The organism is Mesorhizobium sp. M0030, assembly GCF_040323695.1.
Classification (GTDB): Bacteria; Pseudomonadota; Alphaproteobacteria; order Rhizobiales; family Rhizobiaceae; genus Mesorhizobium.
The window spans coordinates 687,607-710,787 of record NZ_JAMYVE010000001.1; the positions used below are offsets into that span (position 1 = coordinate 687,607).

The window sequence follows — 23,181 nt, forward strand, 5'->3', positions numbered from 1 at the left end:
CGTATCAGGCGGCGCCCGACCGGTTCTCATCATGGCGCGGCGGGCTGAGCGGCGCCATTCTACGGCGCCGGCGAGGCCGTGCAGCACCGTCTCTGTGGTCGCCCAGTCGATGCAGCCATCTGTGATGCTCTGGCCATAGACGAGCGGCTTGCCTGATACCACGTCCTGCCGGCCGGCGACGAGATTGCTCTCGATCATGACGCCGATGATACGCTCGTCCCCTGCTGCCACCTGGCCGGCGACATCGGCCGCCACCTTCGGCTGGTTCTCCGGCTTCTTGCTCGAGTTGGCGTGGCTGACATCGATCATCAGACGGGGGGCGACGCCGATGCGGGCAAGTTCGACCGAGGCCGCCTCGACGCTCGCCGCATCGTAATTCGGCTGAACGCCGCCGCGCAGGATGACGTGGCAGTCCTCATTGCCGGTAGTAGTCGCAATGCCGCTGCGTCCGCCCTTGGTCACCGCCATGAAATGGTGCGGCTGGGCGGCGGATTTCACCGCCTCGGCGGCGATCCTGAGATTGCCGTCGGTGCCGTTCTTGAAGCCGACCGGGCAGGACAGGCCGGAAGCCAGTTCGCGGTGGATCTGGCTCTCGGTGGTGCGCGCGCCGATGGCGCCCCAGGCGACGAGGTCGGCAATGTATTGCGGCGTCGTCATGTCGAGGAATTCGGTCGCTGCGGGCAGGCCGAGATTGTTGACCGCCGACAGCACGTTGCGCGCCATCCTGAGCCCCTTGTCGATGTTGAAGCTGCCGTCGAGGTCGGGGTCGTTGATCAGGCCCTTCCAGCCGACGGTCGTGCGCGGCTTTTCGAAATAGACCCGCATGACGATCTCCAACCGGTCGGACAGGGTCTCGCGCAGCGCCACTAGCCGGCTGGCATAGTCAACGGCCGCGACCGGGTCGTGGATCGAACACGGGCCGACGATGACAAGCAGCCGGTCGTCGGTGCCGTTCAAGATGGCATGGGTGGCGTTGCGTGAGGCGCTCACGGTGCGCGTTGCCGTCAGCGTGCGCGGGATCTCCCGCATCACCTGGTCCGGCGTGCTCAATTCTCGGATTTCCTTGACCCGAAGATCGTCTGTGGTGGTCAACACGGCTTTCTGCTCCTGTTTTTAGGGAGACCTGCCGGCTGATACAAAAAAGCCGCCAGGTCTGGCGGCTGTTCGGACTTGTTGCTGCAATCTTCAGATCGAGCGCAATCCTCCCGCCGCCAGCGAGCTCGTAAAGTACCAATAGGTGGCGGTCAGGTTGATCATGAGGCTCATATAGTCGATGCCGAGGCGCTTGTCACGTGGGGTATGCGGAGACAATTCGGGATGGGCCGAATCCTCGCGATTTCGTCATCCCTGGGCGGAGCAGGAGCGAAGCTCCGTCGCGGAGACCCTGGGATCCATCCCGTGACCTGGGCCGTGGAGTGCGGCGGAGCAGAATTCTGGACCGTAGCAGCGCTCTGAAGTCGCGGCATGGATCCTCGGGTCTGCGCTGCGTCGCTACGCTCCTTGCTCCGCCCGTGGATGACGAAGTGCCGGCGGTTTCGCCAATCGCCAACACGTATAACGCGGAGCGGCTCATGCGGTCCAGGGATCGAAGAGTTCAATTCCCAAGCCTTCGAAATGTTTCGCATTGCGCGTTGCCAAGGTGAGCTCGTGCGCAATCGCAGTGGCTGCGATCAGGCCGTCCATCGACGATAGACCACGACCGCGGCGCTTGCCAAAACCCATCAGGTCGCCCCAGGCCAAGGCAACCGCATCGTCCACCGGCAAAACCCGCTGTTCGAAGCGCTGGGGCAGGTCCCGGGCGAGCCATTCGGCCAGCGCCTCGCGTTTGCGGCCCTCATCCATCAGAGAGACGCCGCGCCGGATCTCGGCGATCGACACTACGCTGATGAAGGAGCGGTCCTCATCAAGCTCGTCCAGCCAGCCCAGGACACGTGCGTCAGGCGCTGGCCTCGTCACCTCGGACAGGACATTCGCGTCGAGCAGCAGTCTCACAGCGGCAGGTCACGCGGTTCGTCGCGCTGACGTTCAAGCTCGAGATCGGCGCCGCGCAGCGGCGAGTCCAGCAGGAACTCGGCAAGCGTACCCTTGCGTGCGATCTTGCGCTGCCATTCCTCGGCCGAGACGACAACCACGCTTGGTTTGCCGTTCTTGGTGATCGTCTGCGGCGAGGACTGTGCGCGCTCGATGACCTCGGAGAGCCGGGCTTTTGCCCCGGCAACCCTCCAGTTGGTGTCTTTGGATGACGTTAGCATCGCATCCCTCGTGACTAGCCTGACTATCATGACTATGTGGGAATGGCGATGTTGCTGCAACAGGGTTTGAGGCTACTCCGGCGAGGTCCCCGCGACGTTCTGGTCATAGTCGACCAGCGAGCCGGTCATGACGCCGGATTGCGGGCTGGCCATGTAGCTGATCAGCCGCGCCAGTTGGTCGGGCTTCACCAGTTGGCCCATGGGCTGGCCGGCCTCTGCCTTTGCCAGCCAGTCGTCGGAGGCACCGTGCCATTTCTTCTGCACGATGTCCTCGCCCTCGGTGTCCATCCAGCCCGGCAGCACGGCGTTGCAGCGGATGCGGTTGAAACGATAGGCGTTGGCGACGTTCTTGGTCAGCGTCGCCAGCGCGCCCTTGCTCGAGGAATAGGGCGCAAGGAACGACTGGCCGCAATGTGCCGACATCGACAGCACGTTGACGATCGAGCCCGGCGCCTTCTTGTCCAGGAGATGGGCCACCACGCCCTGCATCAGGAAGAACGGGCCGCGCACATTGGTCTGGAAAATCTGGTCGAAGGTCTCCTCGGAGGTTTCGACCAGCGACCCGCGCGCGGAGGTGGCGGCGGCGTTGACCAGCGCGTTGATGGTGCCGAAATGCGAGATCGCGGTTGCCACCGCGCGCTTGCAGTCCGCCACTTTCGAGACGTCGGCGCTGATGAAGATCGCATCGACGCCTGCCTTCTTGAAGTGGGCGACCGCCTTGTCGCCCTTCTCCTGCGAGCGGCCGATGAGCGCCAGCGCCTTGCAGCCCTCGTCGGCCAGCGCTTCGGCGACGGCAAAGCCGATGCCTTGCGCACCGCCGGTGACGATGGCGCGCGTGTTCGAATTGCGATCGGCGGATGTGCTCATCGCTCTGCTCCTGTGCCCTGGTTCCGGTTCTTACTTGTCGAGGCGGACGGTCTTGCCCGATCTCGCCGACTTCAGCGCGGCATCGGCCAGTTTTAGCGCAACGAGGCCGTCGGCGCCGCTCGGCGATGCCTTTTTGCCCGACGTCGCGGCGGCGATGAAGGCGGCGATCTCGATGGCGTAGGCGTCGAGATAGCGGGTCATGAAGAAATCGTGCAGCGGCGGGCGGGTATAGCCCTTCTCGTTGGCGACCTCTATCGACACCGGCCGCTGGTTTTCGGCGGCGACCATGCCCTTGGAACCATGCACCTCTATGCGTTGGTCGTAGCCATAGGTGGCGCGGCGCGAATTGGAGATGACGGCCTGCTTGCCGGACGCGGTTTCGAGGATGACGCTGACAGAGTCGAAATCGCCCGCTTCGCCGATCTTCTCGTCGACCAGAACCGAGGCATGGGCGCTGACCGCGACCACCTCTTCGCCGAGCAGGAAGCGCGCCATGTCGAAATCGTGGATTGTCATGTCGCGAAAGATGCCGCCCGAGCGCTTGATGTAGTCGACGGGCGGCGCACCTGGATCGCGCGAGGTGATGGTGACCATCTCGACCTTGCCGATGGCGCCGTCGTCGATCGCCTTGCGCACGGCGGCGAAGTGCGGATCGAAGCGGCGGTTGAAACCGACCATCAGCGTCGCCTTGGCCTTGTCGACCACGGCCAGGCATTTCTCGACGCGCTTGACGTCGAGGTCGATCGGCTTCTCGCAGAAGATCGCCTTGCCGGCCTTGGCGAAACGCTCGATCAGATCGGCATGGGTGTCGGTCGGCGTGCAGATGACCACGGCGTCGACGTCCTTGGCCTTCTCGATCGCGTCGATGGTGCGCACTTCGGCGCCATAGGCGGTTGCCAACTCGGTCGCGGCCTTTTCAAAAGCGTCGGCAACGGCCACCAGTCTGGCCTGCGGGTTGGAGCCGACGGCGCGGGCATGGACCTTGCCGATGCGGCCGGCACCGAGGAGGGCGAAACGAACAGTCATGGGGTATTTCCTCTAGGGGGATGGGTTCGAGAGAGTTGTGTCTCCACCTTCCTTTTGAGAAAGGTGGCAAGATAATTTTTCGAGCACGCCAGAAAACAGGATGACCATCCTGTTCAGGCCGCGAGTTCCGCCTCCCCGGTCTTGGCGCCGGTGATGTAGGAGACGATGTCGTTGCCGTCGGTGTTTTCCTTGCGCAGGTTGGCGACGATGCGGCCGCGCCGGAAGACGACGATGCGATCGCACAGGTCGAACACCTGGCGCATGTTGTGGCTGATCAGGATCAGCGGCTCGCCATTGTCCTTCAGCGTGCGGATGATGTTCTCGACCTGCGCCGTCTCCTGCACGCCAAGGGCTGCCGTCGGCTCGTCCATGATGATCAGCTTGGAGGCGAAGGTCGCGGTCCGGGCGATCGCAACGCACTGGCGCTGGCCGCCCGACATGTGGCGAATGGTGTTCGACAAATTGGGGATTTTCACTGCCGTGCGGATCAGCGCCGCCTCGGTCGCCTTGCGCATGTATTTGCGGTCGAGGATCGAGAACGGCCCGAGATTGAAAAGCACCTTTTCGCGGCCGAGGAACAGGTTCGACGGCACGTCGAGATCGTCGGCCAGCGCTAGGTTCTGGAACACGGTCTCGATGCCCGCCGTGCGCGCTTCGATCGGCCCGGCAAAATTCACTTCCCTGCCGTCGAACCAGATCTGGCCGCTGGTGCGTTGCTCGACGGCGGTGATCTGGCGCACGAAGGTCGATTTGCCGGCGCCATTGTCGCCCATGATGGCGACATGCTCGCCCTTGCGCAGCTCGAAATTCGCGCCTTCCAGCGCGTGCACGCCGCCATAACGCTTGGTCAGGTTTTCGGTCTTCAGGACGATGTCTGTCGTGGAGATATCTGGCATGGTCAAGCCCTCAATGCCCGCATGCGCTGGCGCCATTGGTCGAGAACGACCGCGCCGACGATGATCACGCCCTTGACCATCTCCTGATAGTAGGCGTCGAGGCGCAGGAAGGTGAAGCCGGAAATGATGACGCCGAAGATCAGCGAGCCGATCACGGTGCCGACGATCGAGCCGCGGCCGCCCGACAAAGAGACGCCGCCGATGACCGCCATTGCGATGGCGTCGAGCTCGTACATGACTCCCATGCCGGACTGTGCCGTCAGGTTCTTGGAGGAGAGCACGATGGCGGCCAGCGCGGCGAGGATGCCGGCAATGACGTAGACGAGGATCTTGTGGTTGGCGATCTTGATGCCGGACATGCGCGCGGCATCCTCGTTGGAGCCGATGGCATAGCAATGCTTGCCGTAGCGTGTGTAGGTCATGATCAGCTGGAACAGCACCGCCAGCGACAGGAAGATGATGACCGGCATCAGCCCCTTGCCGATACCAGCGAAACTTTCGGTCGGAAACGAGATCGGCTGACCCTTGGACCACCATTTGGCAATGCCGCGCGCGGTCACCATCATGCCGAGCGTGGCAATGAACGGCGGAATGCGCGTGTATGCAATCAAGGAGCCGTTGACGAGACCGGCGAGCAGACCGCAGCCGATGGCGACTAGTACCGGCACGATGACCGGCAGGTCGGTCCAGCCTTGCGCCAGGAACATCGCCTTGGGGTTGGGGTTACCGTTGACCGTCGCCACCTGGGCAAAACTCATGGCGATCATGGCGGTGGCGCCGACGATCGAGCCCGAGGACAAGTCGATGCCGCCGCAAATGATCACCTGCGTGACGCCGATGGCGATGATGCCGACGATCGACACCTGCAGGATGATGATCTGCAGGCGGGCCTCATTGAAGATCCCGGCGACGTTGTCGCGCGTGTTGAACAGGAAGCTGTCGCCAAGAAAGATGCGGCCGATCATTTCGAAGATGACGACCAGAATGAGCAGCGCCAGGAAGACGTTGAATTCGGCCGGCCATGTCCGCCTCTTCGCGTCATAGCTGACCCCGCCGACGCCATGAGATGTCTGTGACATGCCTTGTCCTCCGTGAGGCCGCATTTGCCCTTCCGCCCCTCAGGGCGGTGGGGGAAACGGGAGCGGCGCGGTTGCGCCGCTCTCTTGTTTGTTTGTCGCAATTCCGGACGGAAAACCGCTTCACACTTTTTCCTGGAATTGCTTACGCGTGAGTTGCCGGCTCAGTTCTTCTTCAGGAACTTGTCGATGTTGGCCGGCGTAACCAGCTGGAAGGGCACGTAGACCTTGTGCTCGACCTTCTCGCCCTTGGCGAGCTTCAGTGCCGCGTCGAGCGCGCCGGCGCCCTGGCCGGCCGCGTCCTGGAACACGGTCGCATCGAGGTCGCCTGCTTGCATGGCGGCAAGCGCGTCCTGCGTGGCGTCGACCCCACCGACGACAACCGTCTTCATGTCGATGTTGGCGGCCTTCATCGCCTGGATGGCGCCGATGGCGCTTTCGTCATTGTTGGCGATGACGCCGTCGAACGGCTTGCCGGTTGACAGCCAGTTGGTCATCAGGTTCTGCGCTTCGTCGCGGTTCCAGTTCGAAGTCTGCTTGTCGATGATCTTGATGAAGCTGCACTCCGGCGTGGCGATCACCTCTTCGATGTCCTTGGTGCGCTGCACGGCGGCCTGGTTGGAAAGCTCGCCCATGATGACATAGACATTGGCCTCCTTCTTGCCGGCCTCGGTGAACAGGCGGCAGACTTCCTTGGTCTCGAGCGTGCCGGAATCGGCCTCGTTCGACGCGACGAAGGCCTGGTTGTCCGGCAGCGTGTCGACATTGACCGGCTGGCGGTTGACATAGACCAACGGGATCTTGGCGGCTGCGGCGGCGTCCGACATCGCCTGCGTGGCCGAGGTATCGACCGGGTTGACGATGATGGCGTCGACGCCCGAGGCGGCGAAGTTCTTGATCTGGTCGAGCTGCTTGGCGACGTCGTTCTGCGCGTCCTCGACCTGCAGTTCCACGCCGCTCATGCCCTTGGCCTGCTCGATCATGCCGTTGCGCAGCACGGTGAGGAAGTTGTCGTCGAACTTGGCCATCGACACGCCGACCTTGGCGGCAAAAGCGGACGAACTCATCAGCGCCGCAAAGGCGACGCCCAAAATCAGTTTCTTCATTGTGTTTCTCCTCCACATTGGTGTCCGGCTGCACCGATCTACCCGGAATCCCCGATAGCCCGAGGAATCTCTCCCTGATGCCTTCCTGTTCCGTATGGCGTTTTGTCCAAGGGATGGAACGCCAGGCTCCCAGTTTGAAACAGATGTTCCGGAACGAAAGAACCAAAATACCAATCTGATGAAATATTTATTCCATTTTTTCGCGAGACGTCAAGAGCGATTCCTAAGTCGGAAAGCGGATTTTCGGTCGCCGCGCCGCAATTTCACGTCGAATCGAGGCCGACAGCGGCCCAGGCCGAGTCTGAAGGCAGAATCTGATAGATTCTATCATCGCCGGAGAGCCCGCGCCGAACGGGTCGGCGCGGCAACGCGTTAGATATTTTCCGGCAGATAGATGTCGAAGGGCAGAAAGGTCTGGCCCGGCGCGTTGGCGGCGCCGGCCTCGATGGAATGCGCCATCAGGTCGACAAGCTCGCGGCACAAGGCGGCGAGCGGCGTCGAGATCACCATTGTCAGGATGTTGTCGGCGAGTGCCGCGCGCGATTCGGCGTTGATCTCGTTGCAGACGACCACCGGCATGTTTGCGGGCTTCGCTGCGCGCAGCGCCGACACCGCGCCTTCCATGCCGCCGCCGGCGACATAGCAGCCGGCAAGATCCGGATACCGCACCAGGAGATCGATCATCGCATCGTGGGTGACCTGGTTGGCTTCCAGATTGACCAGCGTTTCCATCACCGTGAAGTCCGGCGCATGTTCGCGGAAGAAGGAGCGAAATCCGATCTCGCGCAGTTCATGGCCGTGGAAGCGATGACTGCCGACGAAAAGGGCGACCTTGCCGGGGTTCTTTGCCGCCCTGGCGATCATCCAGGCCGCGGTGCGACCGACCTTGCGATTGTCGAGGCCGACATATCCCTCACGGATGCCAGCGGCAAAGTCGGACAGCAGCGAGAAGACAGGTTGCCCCCTCGCTTTCAGCGACTCCACGACCGCCGTCAGCGTCGGATGGTCCGGACCGACAACGGCGATTGCTCTGGATTTCGCTGCCAGCTTGCGCATCTGGGCGGCGATCTCGTCGGCGGCTAGCGAGCTGGCGAAATCGATGGTGGCGACGCCGCGGAAGCGCTGCGATTGCGAGACCGCCATTTCTAGCTCCCTCGCGAAATCGCCGTAAAAAACATCATTGCCCCGCAGCAGCAGAAAGCCGAGGCGGTATTCCGGCAATTCCTGGCGCATGCGCCGCTTGATCAGCCCGGCGGCGTGGTAGCCGATGCCGGTCGCCGCCTCATAGACGCGGCGCGCGGTTTCCTCGCGCACCGGCAGCCGGTTGTTCAGCACCCTGTCGACAGTGGCGACGCTAACGCCGGAGATGCGCGCCAGATCGGTGATGGTTGGCCGTTTTGCCATGACTGTCCCGCATGAGTGCCTGCAACTGCTTACATCGTTCTGATGGAAAATGATAGAAACTATCTTTGTGATATTGAGACTATCACCGCATGGCGCTATTTTGCGCTCGGACACAGGCGCCTGTAATGGACATATCCGTCCTGACGGATGCTGTGGCCGACGGAGGCAGCCCCTATGGAAGCGACACTATCCACACCACCGTCCCGGCGCGACTACAGCCTGATCGGCCGCGATTCCAAGCTCGCCGTCGAGACCGGCCTGTCGGCGGCCGAGTGGTATCACACCGATATTCCGCGCAAGCAGATGAAGGAGCTGATGCAGCGCTCCGATGGGCCGGCGATCCGCGACACCACGATCTGGCTCGCCGCGCTGATCCTGAGTGCCGCCGGCGGCGCCTGGTTCTGGGGCAGCTGGTGGTGCGTGCCGTTCTTCTTCGTCTATGGCGTCCTCTACGGCTCGTCCACCGATTCACGCTGGCACGAATGCGGCCATGGCACTGCCTTCCGCACGCAGTGGATGAACGACGCGGTCTACCAGATCGCCTGCTTCATGATCATGCGCAATCCGGTGACCTGGCGCTGGAGCCACACCCGCCACCACACCGACACCATCATCGTCGGCCGCGACCCGGAAATCTCCGTTATGCGGCCGCCGGATCTGTTCCGGGTCGCGCTTGGCTTTATCGGCGTGCAGGATGCCTGGCATGCGATGTCGGACATGCTGCGCAATGCCGCCGGCAATATCAGCGCGGCGGAAAAGACTTTTATCCCCGAACAGGAGCAGCCTAAAGCCATTCGCATCGCCCGCATCTGGACGGCGATCTATGCCGTGACGATCGCGCTGGCGCTTTATTTCGGTTCATGGCTGCCGCTGATGCTGGTCGGGCTGCCCCGGCTCTACGGCGCCTGGCATCATGTCATGGTCGGCCTGCTGCAGCATGGCGGGCTCGCGGAAAATGTCATCGACCACCGGCTGAACAGCCGCACCGTCTACATGAACCCGGTCAGCCGCTTCATCTACTGGAACATGAACTATCACGTCGAACACCACATGTTCCCGATGGTGCCCTATCATGCGCTGCCTAAACTGCATGCGCTGATCAAGCACGATCTGCCGGCGCCGACGCCGTCGATCCTGGCCGGCTATCGTGAGATGATCCCGGCCTTTTTGCGCCAGCTGCGCAACGAGGACTATTTCCTCAAGCGCGAACTGCCGCCAACGGCGCGGCCCTATCGCGAGGAACTCCACAACGACGCCGTCGCCGCCGCGGCGGAATGATCGCGCGATTAAGCTTTTGTTTTGACGCAACTCCGAACGGAAAACCGCAACGCACTTTTCCTGGAATTGCTTTTGGGAGGAACACATGAGCGACTGGATCGAAGCCTGTGCTGCCGGCGACATCGACGAAGAAGATGTGATGCGCTTCGACCATGGCGGCCGCACCTTCGCCATCTATCGCAGCCCTGACGACGATTATTTCGCCACGGATGGCCTGTGCACGCACGAAAAGGTGCATCTGGCCGACGGGCTGGTGATGGACGACATCATCGAGTGCCCCAAGCACAATGGCCGCTTCAATTACAAGACGGGGGCGGCACGGGGCGCGCCGGTTTGCGTCAATCTCGCCACCTATCCGGTAAAGGTCGAGGCCGGCAAAGTGCTGATCCAGATCGGATAGGACCATGCAGGCGGGAATGGTCATCATTGGCGCCGGCGAGTGCGGCGGGCGGGCAGCGCTGACACTGCGCGAACTGGGCTATGACGGGCCGGTGACGCTGGTGGGTGACGAACCCCATCTGCCCTATGAGCGGCCGCCCCTGTCCAAGGACGCAATGACGAGCGACGCGGCCGAGATCAAGACGATCGCCAGCGACGAAATTCTGGCCGAGAAATCGATCCGGCATATCCATTCCGTTCAAGCGGTGGCGATCGACCGCCCGGCGCATATGGTGCGGCTGTCGGACGGTTCGGCCCTGGCCTACGACAAGCTGCTGCTGGCGACCGGCTCGACACCGCGCAAGCTGCCGATGCCGGGATTGGGGTCGCGCTGCGTCTACCTCCGCACCTTTGCCGACGCGCTGGCCATTCGCGCCCACCTCAGCCCGGCAAACCGCATCGCCATCATTGGTGGTGGCTTTATCGGCCTGGAGCTCGCCGCTTCGGCGCGCAAGCTCGGGGCCAGCGTCACGGTCATTGAGGCGCAGCCGCGCATCCTCATGCGCGGGGTGCCGGCGGAGATCGCTGAAATCATCCATCAGGCGCATGAGGCCGAAGGCGTGACCGTGCTCACCGGTCAGGGCATCGCTGATATCGCCGACGACGGCGCTGAGGTGCACATCATGCTCGCCGATGGGCAGGACATCGTCGCCGATCTCGCCGTCATCGGCATCGGCGCCGTGCCGGTGACCGGGCTTGCCGCGGAAGCGGGCCTGACCGTCGATAACGGCATCGCCGTCAATGGCGAACTCCAAACAATCGATCCCGACATCTTCGCCGCCGGCGATTGCTGCTCGTTTCCGCTCGCTGTCTATGCTGGCCGGCGGGTGCGGCTGGAAGCCTGGCGCAATGCGCAGGAACAGGGTGCGCTGGCCGCGAAGAACATGCTGGGCGCCCGCGAAGCGCATGCCGCGGTGCCATGGTTCTGGTCGGATCAGTATGGTTTGTCGCTGCAGATCGCCGGCCTTTCGGACGAGGGCAAAAGCACGGTCCGCCGCGATCTCGGCGACGGTGCTTTTATTCTGTTTCATCTGGCCGAGGATGGCAGGCTGGTGGCGGCGAGCGGCCTCGGTACGGGCAATGCCGTGGCGCGCGACATCAGGCTGGCCGAGATGCTGATCGCCAAGCGGGCTAGGCCGGCGCCGGAGGCGTTGGGGTCGCCGGATGTGAAGCTGAAGTCGTTGCTGGCAGCGTGAAGGACTGACTTACCCTCCCCTTGTGGGGAGGGTCGCTGCGAAGCAGCGGGGTGGGGTGCGGCACCGGCCCCCACCCCGACCTGCGGTCCGACCTCCCCACAAAGGGGGAGGTAGACGGCTGAGCTAAGCCCGCTAAAACAGCGCCTTCAGCTCGTCCAGCTTGTCGTTGACCAGCCAGCCGTAATAATTCTCTTCCGGCAGTTTGACCGTCTCACCCGCCGCGCGGCGCTTGTCGTTCTCTGCTTTCAGCGCATAGGCGCGCTGCTCGGGATTGCCGACATTGTAGAGCGTGGCGGTCAGCCCCGGATTGCCTGAGATGTCGAAGCCGGCAATGTTTTTGTAGGCGTCGATCGACTTCCTGATCGTCGCTGCGACGTAGGGCAATGTCAGATCCGGATCCATGATGGTCTTGTAGACCCCATTGGGATCGCCGACATCGAGTTCGGGCAGCCCCGACACCTTGTGCACCAGATCGCTCATCTGCAGCGCGGTCAGCGGGTTGAGCTGGCCGAGGCCAAAGGTCTGGCCGGCATAATAGGGCTGGAAGAAGGTGGCGCCGAAGCGGTCGTTGGGAAAGCTGGTGCCGTCGACGGTCTTGCCGCGGAAGGATCGGTTCCACACCTGCTCGCGGCATTCCCACAGGTCGTAGCTGTCCGACATGGTGCATTTCTTGAATTCCGGCCGCTGCACGAAATCGGTGATGTCCTCGCCGTCATAGGCGAAGGACAGCTTGCTGGAGAGGTAGGAGATCGCCTTGACGTAGTAGGTCTGCAGCCGGTCGTAGGCGTCGACATTGTAGGTGTGCTCGCCGACGATGGCGCCGACGATGTGCAAAGGATTGATGCCGTAGGCAGCGGCGGCCTTCCTGATCTTGGCGCGCAGTTCGGCGTCGTTCTGAAGCAAGGCGTAGACCTTGCGGTATTTGGCTTGGAAAGTGGTGTTGGTCGCCTGGGTGCGGCGGCTCGAGGCGCCCGGTATGTCAGGTTGCACGGCATTGCGGTTGCCCGCCGGCACCAATGTCGCCGCGTCAGCCGCGAACAGCGTCGCCGCCAGCGTCAAGCCGAGAATGAGCAGGATCAGTTTTTTCATGCGCCGCCGCCTAGAGAATTGCCGCGCAAACTAGGTAAAGCTCCCGGTCGAGTCGAGAGCGCCCTTGCAGCCGGCAAGACGAAAGGTGGCCGCATGATACCATCCGGCCACACACGATGATGTTTGCCGGAAACTGTTGCCTAAGCATCGGCCCAAAAATCGAAACCGATTTTTGGAAAGTCCGATGCGTCGATTCAATACTGTTAGAGCGACCTTTGCGCGTCCAAAGGACGCGCGGCGCTCTAATGCCGGCGCCGGATGAACCGGCGCCCTCGTTTAAAGGATGAATCGCGACAAATCTGTGTTTCGCGAGAGGTCGCCGACATGCTTTTCCACATAGGCGGCATCGATGGCGACGCTGGTGCCGTTGCGGTCGGGCGCGTCGTAGGAGATCTCGTCTAGCACGCGCTCCATCACCGTCTGCAGGCGTCTCGCTCCGATGTTTTCGACGCTAGCGTTGAGGTCGACAGCGATGCCGGCCAGCGAATCGATGGCATCGTCGGTGAAGGTGAGGTCGACGCCTTCGGTCTTCATCAGCGCGATATACTGCTTGATGAGGCTGGCCTCGGTCTCGGTTAGGATGCGAATGAAATCGTCCTTCTCCAGCGCCCGCAACTCGACACGGATCGGCAGGCGGCCCTGCAATTCCGGCAACAGGTCGGAGGGCTTCGAGACATGGAAGGCGCCCGAGGCGATGAACAGTATGTGGTCGGTCTTCAACGGTCCGTATTTGGTCGCCACCGTCGTGCCTTCGATCAGCGGCAGCAGGTCGCGCTGCACGCCTTCGCGCGAGACGCCGGCGCCCATGCCGCCTTCGCGCGAGGCGATCTTGTCGATCTCGTCGAGGAAGACGATGCCGTCATTTTCGGTCGCGTCGAGCGCCCGGCGCACCACCTCGTCCTGGTCGAGCAGCTTGTCGGACTCGTCGTTGACCAACAGCGCGTAGGACTCCTTGACCGTCGTCTTGCGCGCCTTGGTCTTCTTGCCACCCATCGCCTTCGACAGCATGTCGTTGATGTTGAGCACGCCGATATTAGCGCCCGGCATGCCGGGGATCTCGAAGCCGGGCATGCCGCCGGTGCCGGTGTCGGCAACCTCGATCTCGATCTCCTTGTCATCGAGCTCGCCGTCGCGCAGCTTCTTGCGGAAGGAATCGCGGGTCGCCGGGCTCGCCGTCTTGCCGACCAGGGCTTCCAGCACGCGCTCCTCGGCATTGAGGTGCGCGCGCGCCTTCACGTCCTCGCGCATCTTCTCGCGCACCAGGCCGATGGCGATCTCGACCAGGTCGCGGATGATCTGCTCGACATCGCGGCCGACATAGCCGACTTCGGTGAACTTGGTGGCCTCGACCTTGACGAAAGGCGCACCGGCGAGCCGCGCCAGGCGGCGCGAGATCTCGGTCTTGCCGACGCCGGTCGGGCCGATCATCAGGATGTTCTTCGGCATCACCTCTTCGCGCATCTGGCCTTCCAGCTGCTGGCGGCGCCAGCGGTTGCGCAAGGCAATGGCCACGGCGCGCTTGGCGTCCTTCTGGCCGATGATGAAGCGGTCGAGTTCCGAAACGATTTCACGGGGAGAGAAGGTGGTCATATCACTGAATTCCACTTTGCCACTGCTTGATGGACTCGAACGGATGCAGCAGCATGATCACGTTGAGCGTCAGATTGTCCCGGATGAGGTAGCCGACACCCAGTTCGAAGATGAGGGCGAGGCCGACGACCACCCATATAGGTAGCTTTCTGGCCATCACAAACCCCAGCACCATGGCCAGCGTGTCGGACACCGAATTGATGATGCTATCGCCATAGTAATCCAGCGAAATGGTGCCGGCGCGGTAGCGCTCGATGATGAACGGGCTGTTTTCCAGGAGTTCCCAGCCGCTCTCGATGACGACGGCGAAAGCCAGGCGCAGACCGATTGGCGAGCGCGGGAACAGGAACCAGGCCAAGGCGTAGAACAGGAAGCCGTGGATGATGTGCGAGAAGGTGTACCAGTCGGAAATATGCTGGGAATTCTCCGAACTGTTCACCACACCGTGCCAGAGTTTGACGTAACCGCAGGTGCAGATCGGCGTGCGGCCCATGCCGTAAAGCGCACCGGCCTGGAAGATGAGCAGAGCGAGCACGAGCAGAAGCCCCATGCGCCAGCTGTCTTCGTAGGCCGAGTAATTTTTGGCAGTGCCCGGTGTCGCCATCAACTCATTCCCCTTCTTCCACGTCGCTCTCTTTGCCATCGACAGCCATCAGCACGGCGTCGCCATATCTAGAGTGCCTGCGATCAATGACGCGGAATCCGGCCTTTTCATAGGCGCGGATGGCACGGCCATTGCCGGGATGCGGATCGATTATGACGCGCGGCGCGCCTTCCTCGAACAGTTGCTCGACGAATTGCCTGACGATCGCCGAGCCATGACCTTTGCCAACCAGGTCAGGCACGCCGATCGACAGGTCGATGCCGAGCGTGCCGAACGGCTGGTCGGCATAGGGATGGTCCTCTTCCAGATGCGGATCGTAGCTCTGCAGATAGGCGATCGGCCTGCCGTCGAGCTCGACGATCAGCGGCTCTACAGAAATAGAGTCAATGTGCTCCCGGATTTCGGCGATTTCCGGCTCCGGATCGTCCCACCATTCGGCGACATGCGGCTCGGCCAGCCAGCCGGCGATCATCGGCAGGTCTTTTTCGGTAACCGGTCGAAAATCATAGAGCACCGGCGGGTTAGCCGGCATCGAGCGTTTCGACAACGAAGTTGTTGTTGGTGTAGACGCAAATGTCGGAGGCGATCTGCATCGCCTTGCGGGCGATCTCCTCGGCATCCTTGTCGCTGTCCATCAGCGCGCGGGCAGCGGCCAGCGCATAGTTGCCGCCGGAACCGATGGCCATGACGCCGAATTCGGGCTCCAGCACGTCGCCGGTGCCGGTGAGCGCCAGCGAAACCGACTTGTCGGCCACCAGCATCATTGCTTCCAGCCGGCGCAGATAACGGTCGGTGCGCCAGTCCTTGGCGAGCTCGACGCAGGCGCGCGTCAACTGGTCGGGATATTGTTCGAGCTTGGCTTCCAGCCGCTCCAGAAGGGTGAAAGCATCCGCCGTGGCGCCGGCGAAGCCCGCAATGACATTGCCGCCTTTGCCGATGCGGCGCACCTTTTTGGCGTTGCCTTTCATAATGGTCTGGCCAAGGCTGACCTGGCCGTCGCCGGCGATCACCACCTTGTTGCCCTTGCGCACCGTCACGATGGTCGTGGCGTGCATACTCAGTTCATTGGACATTTTTAGCTCCGATTCGCGCGATCCCGATAAGGCGATTGGCGCGCGGTACGAGTGATTTCGATCGGCCATATGTATGCATGGGGCGGGTGATTGCAAACGGCGTCCGCCATGGCCGGTGGCTGTCCGCATCGCAACTGGCAATCGCCGGATCATGCTGCTAGAAGGCTTTCGTTTTCAAGCAAAAGACAGCTTGGAACCCCGTCTTGAGTTTCGAACCCCTCAGCCAAGGACAAGGTCATGGCGTCCCGTTCCGCCGAAGTCAGCCGCAAGACCAAGGAAACCGAGATCAGCGTCTCGGTCGATGTCGACGGCACCGGAAAATCCGACATGTCGAGCGGCGTCGGCTTCTTCGACCACATGCTGAACCAGCTGTCGCGCCACTCGCTGATCGACATGACGGTAAAGGCCAAGGGCGACCTGCACATTGACGACCACCACACGGTCGAGGACACCGGCATTGCGATCGGCCAGGCGCTGGCCAAGGCGCTGGGCGAGCGGCGCGGCATCATGCGCTACGCCTCTGTCGACCTGGCCATGGACGAAACGCTGACGCGGGCCGCGATCGACGTGTCGGGCCGTCCGTTCCTGGTCTGGAATGTCGCCTTCTCGTCGCCCAAGATCGGCACGTTCGACACCGAACTCGTGCGTGAATTCTTCCAGGCGCTGGCGCAGAATGCCGGCATCACGCTGCATGTCACCAACCATTATGGCGCCAACAACCACCATATTGCCGAGACCTGCTTCAAGGCGGTGGCGCGCGCGCTGCGTTTCGCACTGGAGCGCGACCCGCGCCAGCCGGAAGCGGTTCCCTCCACCAAGGGATCTCTGAAAGGGTAGGCTGATGGCCATCTATGTCGTGATGGAACCGCCAGGCCGCACCGAGGCGGCCGACGCAACCATTTTTGTCCGCGACGGTTTTTCCTGGCTGGCTTTCCTGGTGGCGCCGCTGTGGCTCGCTTGGCACCGGCTTTGGATCGAGGCCGCGCTCGCCTTCGTCGCCATGGGGCTCATCTCGGTGCTCGGCCAATGGCTGGGACTGGACTGGGCCGGCTCCGCACTGTCTTTACTGGTGTCGCTCTATATCGGGCTGGAAGGCCAAGGGTTGCGGCTCGCAGCGCTGCGCCGCGGCGGCTGGCATGAATGGGGCGTCGTCGAAGCCGACAATCCTGACGATGCCGACATTCGCCAGTCACTGGACGCCGAGGCGCTTGCCGATGAGCCGGCGCCGCTGCCGCGCATCGTGCCGGACGCCAGCCTGGCCCGGCCGGCGCAGACCGGGCTGACGCTGGGCCTGAGCCATACGCCGGGAAAAGCCTGAGATGCGGGTCGCGATCATCGATTACGGGTCGGGCAATCTGCGCTCGGCCACCAAGGCCTTCGAGCGCGCCGCGCATGAAGCCGGCATTGCGGCTGCCATCGAGCTGACCGCCGATGCCGAGCGTGTGCGCAGCGCCGACCGCATCGTTTTGCCCGGCGTCGGCGCCTATGCCGATTGCGCGGCGGGCCTGCGCGGCGTCGCCGGCATGTGGGAAGCGGTGGAAGAGGTAGCGATCGCCAAGGCGCGGCCGTTCCTCGGCATCTGCGTCGGCATGCAGCTGATGTCGGAGCGCGGCCTGGAAAAGACCGTGACCAAGGGCTTCGGCTGGATTGCCGGCGACGTCAAGGAGATCACGCCCGCCGATCCGGCGCTGAAGATCCCGCAGATCGGCTGGAACACGATCGACCTCGACCGCAAGCACCCGCTGTTTTCCGGTATTGCGACCGGGCCCAAGGGTCTGCACGCCTATTTCGTTCATTCCTACCATCTCGACGCGACAAGGCCGGACGAAGTGCTGGCCGTTGCCGATTATGGCGGCCCGGTAACGGCGGCGGTCGAGCGCGGCAACCTTGCCGGCACGCAATTCCATCCGGAAAAGAGCCAGGCGCTCGGCCTGGCACTGATCACCAACTTCCTGCGCTGGAGGCCTTGAGATGAGCAAGAAGGGCTACTGGATGGCGATGGTCGATGTGACCGATCCGGAAAACTATCCGAAATACATCGCCGCCAACAAAGCGGCGTTCGACAAATACGGCGCGAAATTCCTGACGCGAGGCGGTCAGTCGTCAAGCCCGGAAGGGCCATCCGGCAATCGCCATGTGATCGTCGAGTTCGAAAGCTACGAGGTCGCGCTGGCTTGCTTCCATTCCCCCGAATACCAGGCAGCGCTGAAATTCCGGCGCGCTTGTTCGACCTCGCATTTCGCCATTGTGGAAGGGGTCTGAACGGTGATCCTGTTTCCGGCCATCGACCTCAAGGACGGCAAGTGCGTGCGGCTGAAGCACGGCGATATGGCGACCGCGACCATCTACAATGACGACCCTGCGGCCCAGGCCAAGGCCTTCGAAGAGCAAGGGTTTGAATGGCTGCATGTCGTCGACCTCAACGGCGCCTTCAAGGGCCAGAGCGTCAACAGCGCGGCGGTCGGCGCCATCCTCAAGGCGACGAAAAACCCGGTGCAGCTCGGCGGCGGCATCCGCACGCTGGCGCAGATCGAGGACTGGCTCGACCGCGGGCTGGCCCGCGTCATCCTCGGCACGGTGGCGGTGCGCGATCCCGACCTGGTCCGGGAAGCCTGCAAGGAATTTCCTGGAAAGATCGCCGTGGGCATCGACGCCAAGGGCGGCAAGGTGGCGGTCGAAGGCTGGGCCGAGGCCTCCAGCCTCGGCGTCATCGAACTGGCGCGGAAATTCGAAGGCGCCGGCGTTGCCGCCATCATCTACACCGATATCGACCGCGACGGCGTTCTGACCGGCATCAACTGGGATGCCACGATAGATCTCGCCGACGCGGTCTCGATCCCGGTCATCGCCTCGGGCGGGCTGGCTTCGATCGCCGACATCGTGCGCATGACCATGCCCGACGCGAAGAAACTGGAAGGCGCCATCTCCGGTCGCGCGCTCTATGACGGGCGCATCGATCCGGCCGAGGCGCTGGCGGTGCTGCAGCGCAAGGCGATGGAGACCCGGCCGTGAAAATCTCCATCATCCTGGCCTCCTATGACAGCGGCCACTATCACGGCGGCATGGGCCGAGGCCCGGATGCACTCATCGCCGGCGGGCTTGTCGACGCGCTGACGCTCTCCGGGCATGACGTCGTCGTCACCGATATCGGCAGGGTTGGCGACGAACAGCAGCGCGAGATCGCCACCGGCTTTGCCGTGTGCGGTGCCGTCTCCGGCGAGGTCCGCATCGCCATAGACCGCGGCCGGTTTCCCATCGTGCTGGCCGGCAATTGCCTGACATCGGCCGGTGCGGTTGCCGGCGAGGATGCCGATGCGATCATCTGGGCCGACCAGCATGGCGATCTCAACACGCCGGAGACGTCCATCTTCGGCTTTCTCGACGGCATGGCGCTGGCCACGGTTCTCGGCCTGTGCTGGAAGCCGATGGCCTCGGCCATCCCCGGCTTCAGGCCGATCGATCCGGCGCGCTGCGTGCTGGTCAACGCGCGCGATCTCGATCCGGCCGAAACGGAGCTGTTGAAGACGTTGCCGGTCATCCGCACCGAATGCCCGGACTGGGCGACGGCGAGCGGCAGGCTGAAGGCGCCGGATGCGAAGCGGGTGCACCTGCATCTCGATCTCGACGTGCACGACCCCGGTGCGCTGCAGGCCAACCGCTACACCACGCCCGGCGGCCCGGAGCCGAAACAGCTGCGCCAGGCTGTCTGCGGCATGGCCGGCCTGCTGCCGATTTCCGGCATCACCATTTCCGCCTACGATCCGGCGTTCGATGCGCAGGCCGAGGTTCCGCCGCTGGTCGGCGAACTGCTAAGCGAGTTGCTGGCGACGATGGAGAAGGGCTGATGCTGAAGGCCCGAATCATCCCTTGCCTCGACGTCAAGAACGGCCGTGTCGTCAAGGGCGTCAATTTCGTCGACCTCATCGATGCCGGTGATCCGGTCGAGGCGGCCAAAGCCTATGACGCGGCCGGCGCAGACGAGCTTTGCTTTCTCGATATCACCGCGTCGTCCGACAACCGTGAAACCATCTTCGACGTCGTCGCCCGCACCGCCGAACAATGCTTCATGCCGCTGACCGTCGGCGGCGGCGTGCGCCAGGTCGCCGATATCCGTAAACTGTTGCTGGCCGGCGCCGACAAGGTGTCGATCAACACTGCGGCGGTGAAGAACCCCGATTTCGTCGCCGAAGCCGCCGACAAGTTCGGCAACCAGTGTATTGTCGTGGCCATCGACGCTAAGAAGGTGTCGGCGCCGAAAGAGCCCGGCCGCTGGGAGATCTTCACCCACGGTGGCCGCGAAAAGACCGGCATCGATGCGGTCGAGTTCGCGCGAAAAATGGTCGATCGCGGCGCTGGCGAGATCCTGCTGACCTCAATGGACCGCGACGGCACCAAGGCCGGTTACGACATTGCGCTGACCCGCGCGATAGCGGATGCGGTGCGCGCGCCGGTGATCGCGTCGGGCGGCGTCGGCACGCTCGATCATCTGGTCGAGGGCATTCGCGACGGCCATGCCGGCGCCGTGCTCGCCGCCTCGATCTTCCATTTCGGCACTTACACGATTGCGGAAGCCAAGGCGCATATGGCCGCGGCCGGGCTACCGATGCGGCTGGACTACCCGGTTCAATCCACTCCACAAAGGCAGTAGGCTGCGCCATGGCTGAATTTTCGCTGTCCGATCTGGAAACAATCATTGGCGAACGCGCCCGTTCCGGCGACCCGGACTCGTGGACGGCAAAACTGTTCGCCAAAGGCATCGACAAGGCGGCGCAGAAGCTTGGTGAAGAGGCAGTCGAGACCGTCATTGCCGCCGTCAAGGGCGACGAGAAAGCCCTCGTTTCCGAAAGTGCCGATCTCATATATCATTGGCTCGTCGTGCTTGGCATGGCCGGCGTTTCGCTGGGCGAGGTGCTGAAGGAGCTTGAGGGCCGCACCGGCCGTTCGGGCGTCACTGAAAAGGCATCCCGGCCTAAAGGCTGACCGCTAGAGCCGGATGATTTCGGGCCGAGGCCTTAAATCTGAATCCGTCTCTCAATTGATAGAGGGAGCATGATGTCGCCCGAAAACCGCTTCACACTTTTCGGCCTCATGCTCTAGAGGGCAGGAAACTCGATGGACCAGCTCGCTCCGACCGAGAAATATTCCCCCTATCGTTTCTTCTCGGCCGAGCAATGGTCGAACTTCCGCGCCGACACGCCGATGACGCTGGGCGAAGACGAGATCAACCGTCTGCGCTCGTTGAACGATCCGGTCGACCTGGAAGAAGTCAAGCGCATCTATCTGTCGCTCTCGCGGCTGCTTTCGGCGCATGTCGAGGCCAGCCAGCTGCTGTTTCGCCAGCGCCAGGCCTTCTTCAACGCGCTGGATGTGGTCAAGACACCGTTCATCATCGGCATTGCCGGTTCGGTTGCGGTCGGCAAATCGACCACGGCGCGCGTGCTGAAGGAGCTTCTGGCGCGCTGGCCGTCGAGCCCCAAGGTCGATCTCATCACTACCGACGGGTTCCTGCTGCCCAACAAGGTGTTGCGACGCGACAATCTGATGGAGCGCAAGGGCTTTCCCGACAGCTACGATGTCGGTGCGCTGCTGCGTTTCCTCTCGGGCATCAAGTCGGCCCAGCGCAATGTCCGCGCGCCCGTCTATTCGCATTTGACCTATGACGTCATCCCCGGCGAGTTCGTCACCATCGACCGGCCCGACATTCTGATCTTCGAAGGCATCAACGTTCTGCAACCCGGCAAATTGCCGAAGGACGGCAAGATAGTGCCGTTCCTGTCGGATTTCTTCGATTTCGCCATTTATATCGACGCCGACGAAAAGCTGATCCACCAATGGTACATCGCCCGCTTCATGCGCCTGCGCGAGACGGCCTTCCGCAATCCGGACTCCTTCTTCCACCGCTATTCGCAGCTTTCGGAAGACGCCGCGCGTGCCATTGCGGAAGGCTTGTGGGCCAACATCAACCTGAAAAACCTGCGCGAGAACATCGTGCCGACACGAGCGCGCGCCGACCTCATCCTGCGCAAGGGCGCCAATCATCTGGTCGAGGAAGTGGCGCTCAGGAAACTGTGACGGCCGCCTCCGGGCGGCTGCCGCCAGCCGCCGATTGCCGGGCCGGGCCTGGCATCAGGATTTCGCCGTCGGGTACCAGCTTGCGGACGGCCGCACATAGGGCGATCGTGAGCGCGACCGCCGCATAACCATCGATCGCATAGTGCCAACCAAGATAGACCGAACTCGCGACTATGAAGGCGACATACAGAAATGCGATGGCGCCCAACCGCTGGTCGTACTCCCAGGTATACACCGCATTCAGGGTGATCAAGGCGACATGAACGCTTGGAAATGCCGATATTCCCGACGCGAGTCCAGTCACACCCTCGGTCTGGAGCGTCCACAGATACTGCTGGTACACGGCGGCGGAACTCGCCGACGGGCTTTGCGCAAGAAACGAAAGCTGTTCACCGAAGCGTGGCACATCGCCGGTGACATAGCCGTAGAACGCCGGTCCGGCCGACATGAACAGCCCGGCCAGGATGTTTCCGACGACTACCCACACCACCATGAAGGACAGCACATAGCGTCTCTTCAGATGCGTGGTGCGTGGTGACGTGACCATGAAAAACAGCATGCTGTAGCAAATGATGAACCACAGCATGTCGTAGTTCCATCCGACGGATTCCCGTACCCAGTCATGCTTGCCGATAACGTAGAGCCATCGCCACGGATCAGTGCCGAAATGCAGATAGGCATCGATATCTGCCAAGGCGCGATCATAGGGGAAACCTTTCCACAGGACGGACATGCCGTTCTTGACCGAGGTGAAGGTGCTTTGGAAAATCATGATGCCCATCAACAGACATATGCCGGAAAAGAGAACCGCCATCCGCTCGGCTGAGAACATCTTGCCCGCAGCAAATTTCCGCCGACGCTCAAATCGATGCAAAAGCCAGCCGGTTTCCAGGAGAAGCGATACCGCCGGCAGCACGAAACCGAAAACCATAAGCCATATCGGCACGTAGGTCTGGTATGCGGTGCGATGGAGCGCGCCGACCCAAGCCAGAAACCCCAGCCCCGTTGCAGTGTAGATGCCAATGAACAGGTAGAGCGATGCATCCGAGCGGGCGATCGAAACCGTGCGCCATGCGGCATTTCGAATGTAGCGCCAAATCACTTCGGATTCGATTTCGAGCATGGTATCCACACCGGGAATGATGACGTTTTGGCGCAGACTAGCGGCCGAAACCTTAAATTCCGTTAGGGACTTTTATTCGCAAGGTCAGTGG

At 62.6% G+C, this 23,181-nt stretch carries 27 protein-coding genes and 1 pseudogene; 12 read left to right on the top strand and 16 right to left on the bottom strand.

The window, feature by feature from the left end; genetic code table 11:
- Positions 1-24: 24 nt before the first annotated feature.
- The 10 genes and pseudogenes from NKJ80_RS03220 to NKJ80_RS03265 all read right to left on the bottom strand — a co-directional run.
- Positions 25-1,095 (bottom strand): annotated as a pseudogene (locus NKJ80_RS03220) (3-deoxy-7-phosphoheptulonate synthase); the annotation flags it as partial.
- 90 nt (positions 1,096-1,185) lie between these two features.
- Positions 1,186-1,311 carry a hypothetical protein gene (locus NKJ80_RS03225; RefSeq protein WP_280938682.1) on the bottom strand — a complete coding sequence of 42 codons (126 nt, stop codon included), beginning with the start codon at positions 1,309-1,311 and terminating at the stop codon, positions 1,186-1,188.
- A 258-nt stretch (positions 1,312-1,569) separates the two neighbouring features.
- Complete coding sequence (locus tag NKJ80_RS03230) at positions 1,570-1,992, bottom strand: type II toxin-antitoxin system VapC family toxin (RefSeq protein WP_352497027.1); 423 nt, start codon at positions 1,990-1,992, stop codon at positions 1,570-1,572.
- Positions 1,989-2,252 carry a type II toxin-antitoxin system prevent-host-death family antitoxin gene (locus tag NKJ80_RS03235; RefSeq protein WP_352497028.1) on the bottom strand — a complete coding sequence of 88 codons (264 nt, stop codon included), beginning with the start codon at positions 2,250-2,252 and terminating at the stop codon, positions 1,989-1,991. Before NKJ80_RS03235 ends, NKJ80_RS03230 begins: the two co-directional genes overlap by 4 nt.
- A 72-nt stretch (positions 2,253-2,324) precedes the next feature.
- Positions 2,325-3,119, bottom strand: a complete 795-nt coding sequence (locus tag NKJ80_RS03240) for an SDR family oxidoreductase (protein WP_352497029.1) — start codon at positions 3,117-3,119, stop codon at positions 2,325-2,327.
- A 30-nt stretch (positions 3,120-3,149) separates the two neighbouring features.
- The gene (gene iolG, locus NKJ80_RS03245) at positions 3,150-4,145 is read right to left on the bottom strand and encodes an inositol 2-dehydrogenase (protein ID WP_352497030.1); all 996 of its coding nucleotides are present in this window, start codon (positions 4,143-4,145) and stop codon (positions 3,150-3,152) included.
- 113 nt (positions 4,146-4,258) lie between these two features.
- Positions 4,259-5,041: an ATP-binding cassette domain-containing protein gene (locus NKJ80_RS03250; RefSeq protein WP_027049093.1), complete on the bottom strand. Its 783-nt coding sequence runs from the start codon at positions 5,039-5,041 to the stop codon at positions 4,259-4,261.
- A gap of 2 nt (positions 5,042-5,043) precedes the next feature.
- The gene (locus tag NKJ80_RS03255) at positions 5,044-6,120 is read right to left on the bottom strand and encodes an ABC transporter permease (RefSeq protein WP_352497031.1); all 1,077 of its coding nucleotides are present in this window, start codon (positions 6,118-6,120) and stop codon (positions 5,044-5,046) included.
- A 161-nt stretch (positions 6,121-6,281) separates the two neighbouring features.
- Positions 6,282-7,223 carry a sugar ABC transporter substrate-binding protein gene (locus NKJ80_RS03260; RefSeq protein ID WP_023684065.1) on the bottom strand — a complete coding sequence of 314 codons (942 nt, stop codon included), beginning with the start codon at positions 7,221-7,223 and terminating at the stop codon, positions 6,282-6,284.
- A 372-nt stretch (positions 7,224-7,595) separates the two neighbouring features.
- Complete coding sequence (locus NKJ80_RS03265) at positions 7,596-8,627, bottom strand: LacI family DNA-binding transcriptional regulator (RefSeq protein WP_023684066.1); 1,032 nt, start codon at positions 8,625-8,627, stop codon at positions 7,596-7,598.
- Between the two features lie 174 nt (positions 8,628-8,801).
- Here NKJ80_RS03265 and NKJ80_RS03270 point away from each other — a divergent pair, with 174 nt between their 5' ends.
- The 3 genes from NKJ80_RS03270 (at position 8,802) to NKJ80_RS03280 (ending at position 11,539) form a co-directional block, all read left to right on the top strand.
- Complete coding sequence (locus tag NKJ80_RS03270; protein WP_352497032.1) at positions 8,802-9,905, top strand: fatty acid desaturase family protein; 1,104 nt, start codon at positions 8,802-8,804, stop codon at positions 9,903-9,905.
- A gap of 85 nt (positions 9,906-9,990) precedes the next feature.
- The gene (locus tag NKJ80_RS03275; RefSeq protein WP_023672328.1) at positions 9,991-10,305 is read left to right on the top strand and encodes a MocE family 2Fe-2S type ferredoxin; all 315 of its coding nucleotides are present in this window, start codon (positions 9,991-9,993) and stop codon (positions 10,303-10,305) included.
- Between the two features lie 4 nt (positions 10,306-10,309).
- A complete protein-coding gene (locus tag NKJ80_RS03280; protein ID WP_352497033.1) occupies positions 10,310-11,539 on the top strand; it encodes an NAD(P)/FAD-dependent oxidoreductase in 1,230 nt (409 codons plus the stop codon).
- Between the two features lie 132 nt (positions 11,540-11,671).
- Here the strand turns inward: NKJ80_RS03280 and NKJ80_RS03285 are convergent, their stop codons facing one another.
- From NKJ80_RS03285 to hslV, 5 genes are all read right to left on the bottom strand, one after another.
- Positions 11,672-12,628, bottom strand: coding sequence for a DUF1402 family protein (locus NKJ80_RS03285; protein WP_352463452.1), 957 nt, complete (start codon positions 12,626-12,628; stop codon positions 11,672-11,674).
- A gap of 276 nt (positions 12,629-12,904) precedes the next feature.
- On the bottom strand, positions 12,905-14,218 hold the full coding sequence (gene hslU / locus NKJ80_RS03290) for an ATP-dependent protease ATPase subunit HslU (RefSeq protein WP_023672325.1): 1,314 nt from the start codon (positions 14,216-14,218) through the stop codon (positions 12,905-12,907).
- Between the two features lies 1 nt (position 14,219).
- Positions 14,220-14,822 carry a DUF2585 domain-containing protein gene (locus tag NKJ80_RS03295; protein WP_023727851.1) on the bottom strand — a complete coding sequence of 201 codons (603 nt, stop codon included), beginning with the start codon at positions 14,820-14,822 and terminating at the stop codon, positions 14,220-14,222.
- Positions 14,823-14,826: 4 nt separating this feature from the next.
- Positions 14,827-15,354, bottom strand: a complete 528-nt coding sequence (locus tag NKJ80_RS03300; RefSeq protein WP_352497034.1) for a GNAT family N-acetyltransferase — start codon at positions 15,352-15,354, stop codon at positions 14,827-14,829.
- Positions 15,344-15,895, bottom strand: coding sequence for an ATP-dependent protease subunit HslV (gene hslV, locus NKJ80_RS03305; protein WP_023672322.1), 552 nt, complete (start codon positions 15,893-15,895; stop codon positions 15,344-15,346). Before hslV ends, NKJ80_RS03300 begins: the two co-directional genes overlap by 11 nt.
- Before the next feature lie 237 nt (positions 15,896-16,132).
- On the opposite strand from hslV, the gene hisB reads away from it, so the two are divergent.
- The 9 genes from hisB to coaA all read left to right on the top strand — a co-directional run bounded on the left by hisB (position 16,133) and on the right by coaA (position 21,967).
- Positions 16,133-16,732: an imidazoleglycerol-phosphate dehydratase HisB gene (gene hisB / locus NKJ80_RS03310; protein WP_023724184.1), complete on the top strand. Its 600-nt coding sequence runs from the start codon at positions 16,133-16,135 to the stop codon at positions 16,730-16,732.
- Positions 16,733-16,736: 4 nt separating this feature from the next.
- On the top strand, positions 16,737-17,213 hold the full coding sequence (locus NKJ80_RS03315; protein ID WP_023739747.1) for a DUF2628 domain-containing protein: 477 nt from the start codon (positions 16,737-16,739) through the stop codon (positions 17,211-17,213).
- A 1-nt stretch (position 17,214) separates the two neighbouring features.
- A complete protein-coding gene (hisH, locus tag NKJ80_RS03320; protein ID WP_352497035.1) occupies positions 17,215-17,865 on the top strand; it encodes an imidazole glycerol phosphate synthase subunit HisH in 651 nt (216 codons plus the stop codon).
- 1 nt (position 17,866) lies between these two features.
- Entirely contained in the window at positions 17,867-18,157 is a 291-nt protein-coding gene (locus NKJ80_RS03325) for a DUF1330 domain-containing protein (RefSeq protein WP_023703760.1), read from the top strand.
- 3 nt (positions 18,158-18,160) lie between these two features.
- Positions 18,161-18,907, top strand: coding sequence for a 1-(5-phosphoribosyl)-5-[(5-phosphoribosylamino)methylideneamino]imidazole-4-carboxamide isomerase (gene hisA / locus NKJ80_RS03330; protein ID WP_023703761.1), 747 nt, complete (start codon positions 18,161-18,163; stop codon positions 18,905-18,907).
- The gene (locus NKJ80_RS03335; RefSeq protein WP_023681410.1) at positions 18,904-19,740 is read left to right on the top strand and encodes an arginase family protein; all 837 of its coding nucleotides are present in this window, start codon (positions 18,904-18,906) and stop codon (positions 19,738-19,740) included. The genes hisA and NKJ80_RS03335 overlap by 4 nt, the downstream gene beginning before the upstream one ends.
- Positions 19,737-20,543 (top strand): imidazole glycerol phosphate synthase subunit HisF, encoded by an 807-nt coding sequence (gene hisF, locus NKJ80_RS03340; RefSeq protein ID WP_023703763.1) that lies wholly within the window; start codon positions 19,737-19,739, stop codon positions 20,541-20,543. Before NKJ80_RS03335 ends, hisF begins: the two co-directional genes overlap by 4 nt.
- An 8-nt stretch (positions 20,544-20,551) precedes the next feature.
- Positions 20,552-20,875 (top strand): phosphoribosyl-ATP diphosphatase, encoded by a 324-nt coding sequence (locus NKJ80_RS03345; RefSeq protein WP_023681408.1) that lies wholly within the window; start codon positions 20,552-20,554, stop codon positions 20,873-20,875.
- A gap of 132 nt (positions 20,876-21,007) precedes the next feature.
- Positions 21,008-21,967 (top strand): type I pantothenate kinase, encoded by a 960-nt coding sequence (gene coaA, locus NKJ80_RS03350; protein WP_023672313.1) that lies wholly within the window; start codon positions 21,008-21,010, stop codon positions 21,965-21,967.
- On the opposite strand, the gene NKJ80_RS03355 is transcribed toward coaA, so the two are convergent.
- A complete protein-coding gene (locus NKJ80_RS03355; protein ID WP_023681407.1) occupies positions 21,954-23,090 on the bottom strand; it encodes a phosphatase PAP2 family protein in 1,137 nt (378 codons plus the stop codon). The two genes, coaA and NKJ80_RS03355, sit on opposite strands and share 14 nt — an antisense overlap.
- Between the last annotated feature and the right edge of the window lie 91 nt (positions 23,091-23,181).

Coding starts and splice junctions, on each gene's coding strand:
- NKJ80_RS03235 (WP_352497028.1), bottom strand. CDS start 2,252: ATGCTAACGTCATCCAAAGACACCAACTGGAGGGTTGCCGGGGCAAAA.
- iolG (WP_352497030.1), bottom strand. CDS start 4,145: ATGACTGTTCGTTTCGCCCTCCTCGGTGCCGGCCGCATCGGCAAGGTC.
- NKJ80_RS03260 (WP_023684065.1), bottom strand. CDS start 7,223: ATGAAGAAACTGATTTTGGGCGTCGCCTTTGCGGCGCTGATGAGTTCG.
- coaA (WP_023672313.1), top strand. CDS start 21,008: ATGGACCAGCTCGCTCCGACCGAGAAATATTCCCCCTATCGTTTCTTC.
- NKJ80_RS03265 (WP_023684066.1), bottom strand. CDS start 8,627: ATGGCAAAACGGCCAACCATCACCGATCTGGCGCGCATCTCCGGCGTT.
- hisH (WP_352497035.1), top strand. CDS start 17,215: ATGCGGGTCGCGATCATCGATTACGGGTCGGGCAATCTGCGCTCGGCC.
- NKJ80_RS03300 (WP_352497034.1), bottom strand. CDS start 15,354: ATGCCGGCTAACCCGCCGGTGCTCTATGATTTTCGACCGGTTACCGAA.
- NKJ80_RS03280 (WP_352497033.1), top strand. CDS start 10,310: ATGCAGGCGGGAATGGTCATCATTGGCGCCGGCGAGTGCGGCGGGCGG.
- hisB (WP_023724184.1), top strand. CDS start 16,133: ATGGCGTCCCGTTCCGCCGAAGTCAGCCGCAAGACCAAGGAAACCGAG.
- NKJ80_RS03255 (WP_352497031.1), bottom strand. CDS start 6,120: ATGTCACAGACATCTCATGGCGTCGGCGGGGTCAGCTATGACGCGAAG.
- hslV (WP_023672322.1), bottom strand. CDS start 15,895: ATGTCCAATGAACTGAGTATGCACGCCACGACCATCGTGACGGTGCGC.
- NKJ80_RS03285 (WP_352463452.1), bottom strand. CDS start 12,628: ATGAAAAAACTGATCCTGCTCATTCTCGGCTTGACGCTGGCGGCGACG.
- hslU (WP_023672325.1), bottom strand. CDS start 14,218: ATGACCACCTTCTCTCCCCGTGAAATCGTTTCGGAACTCGACCGCTTC.
- NKJ80_RS03355 (WP_023681407.1), bottom strand. CDS start 23,090: ATGCTCGAAATCGAATCCGAAGTGATTTGGCGCTACATTCGAAATGCC.
- NKJ80_RS03325 (WP_023703760.1), top strand. CDS start 17,867: ATGAGCAAGAAGGGCTACTGGATGGCGATGGTCGATGTGACCGATCCG.
- NKJ80_RS03295 (WP_023727851.1), bottom strand. CDS start 14,822: ATGGCGACACCGGGCACTGCCAAAAATTACTCGGCCTACGAAGACAGC.
- NKJ80_RS03270 (WP_352497032.1), top strand. CDS start 8,802: ATGGAAGCGACACTATCCACACCACCGTCCCGGCGCGACTACAGCCTG.
- NKJ80_RS03275 (WP_023672328.1), top strand. CDS start 9,991: ATGAGCGACTGGATCGAAGCCTGTGCTGCCGGCGACATCGACGAAGAA.
- NKJ80_RS03315 (WP_023739747.1), top strand. CDS start 16,737: ATGGCCATCTATGTCGTGATGGAACCGCCAGGCCGCACCGAGGCGGCC.
- NKJ80_RS03240 (WP_352497029.1), bottom strand. CDS start 3,119: ATGAGCACATCCGCCGATCGCAATTCGAACACGCGCGCCATCGTCACC.
- NKJ80_RS03250 (WP_027049093.1), bottom strand. CDS start 5,041: ATGCCAGATATCTCCACGACAGACATCGTCCTGAAGACCGAAAACCTG.
- NKJ80_RS03345 (WP_023681408.1), top strand. CDS start 20,552: ATGGCTGAATTTTCGCTGTCCGATCTGGAAACAATCATTGGCGAACGC.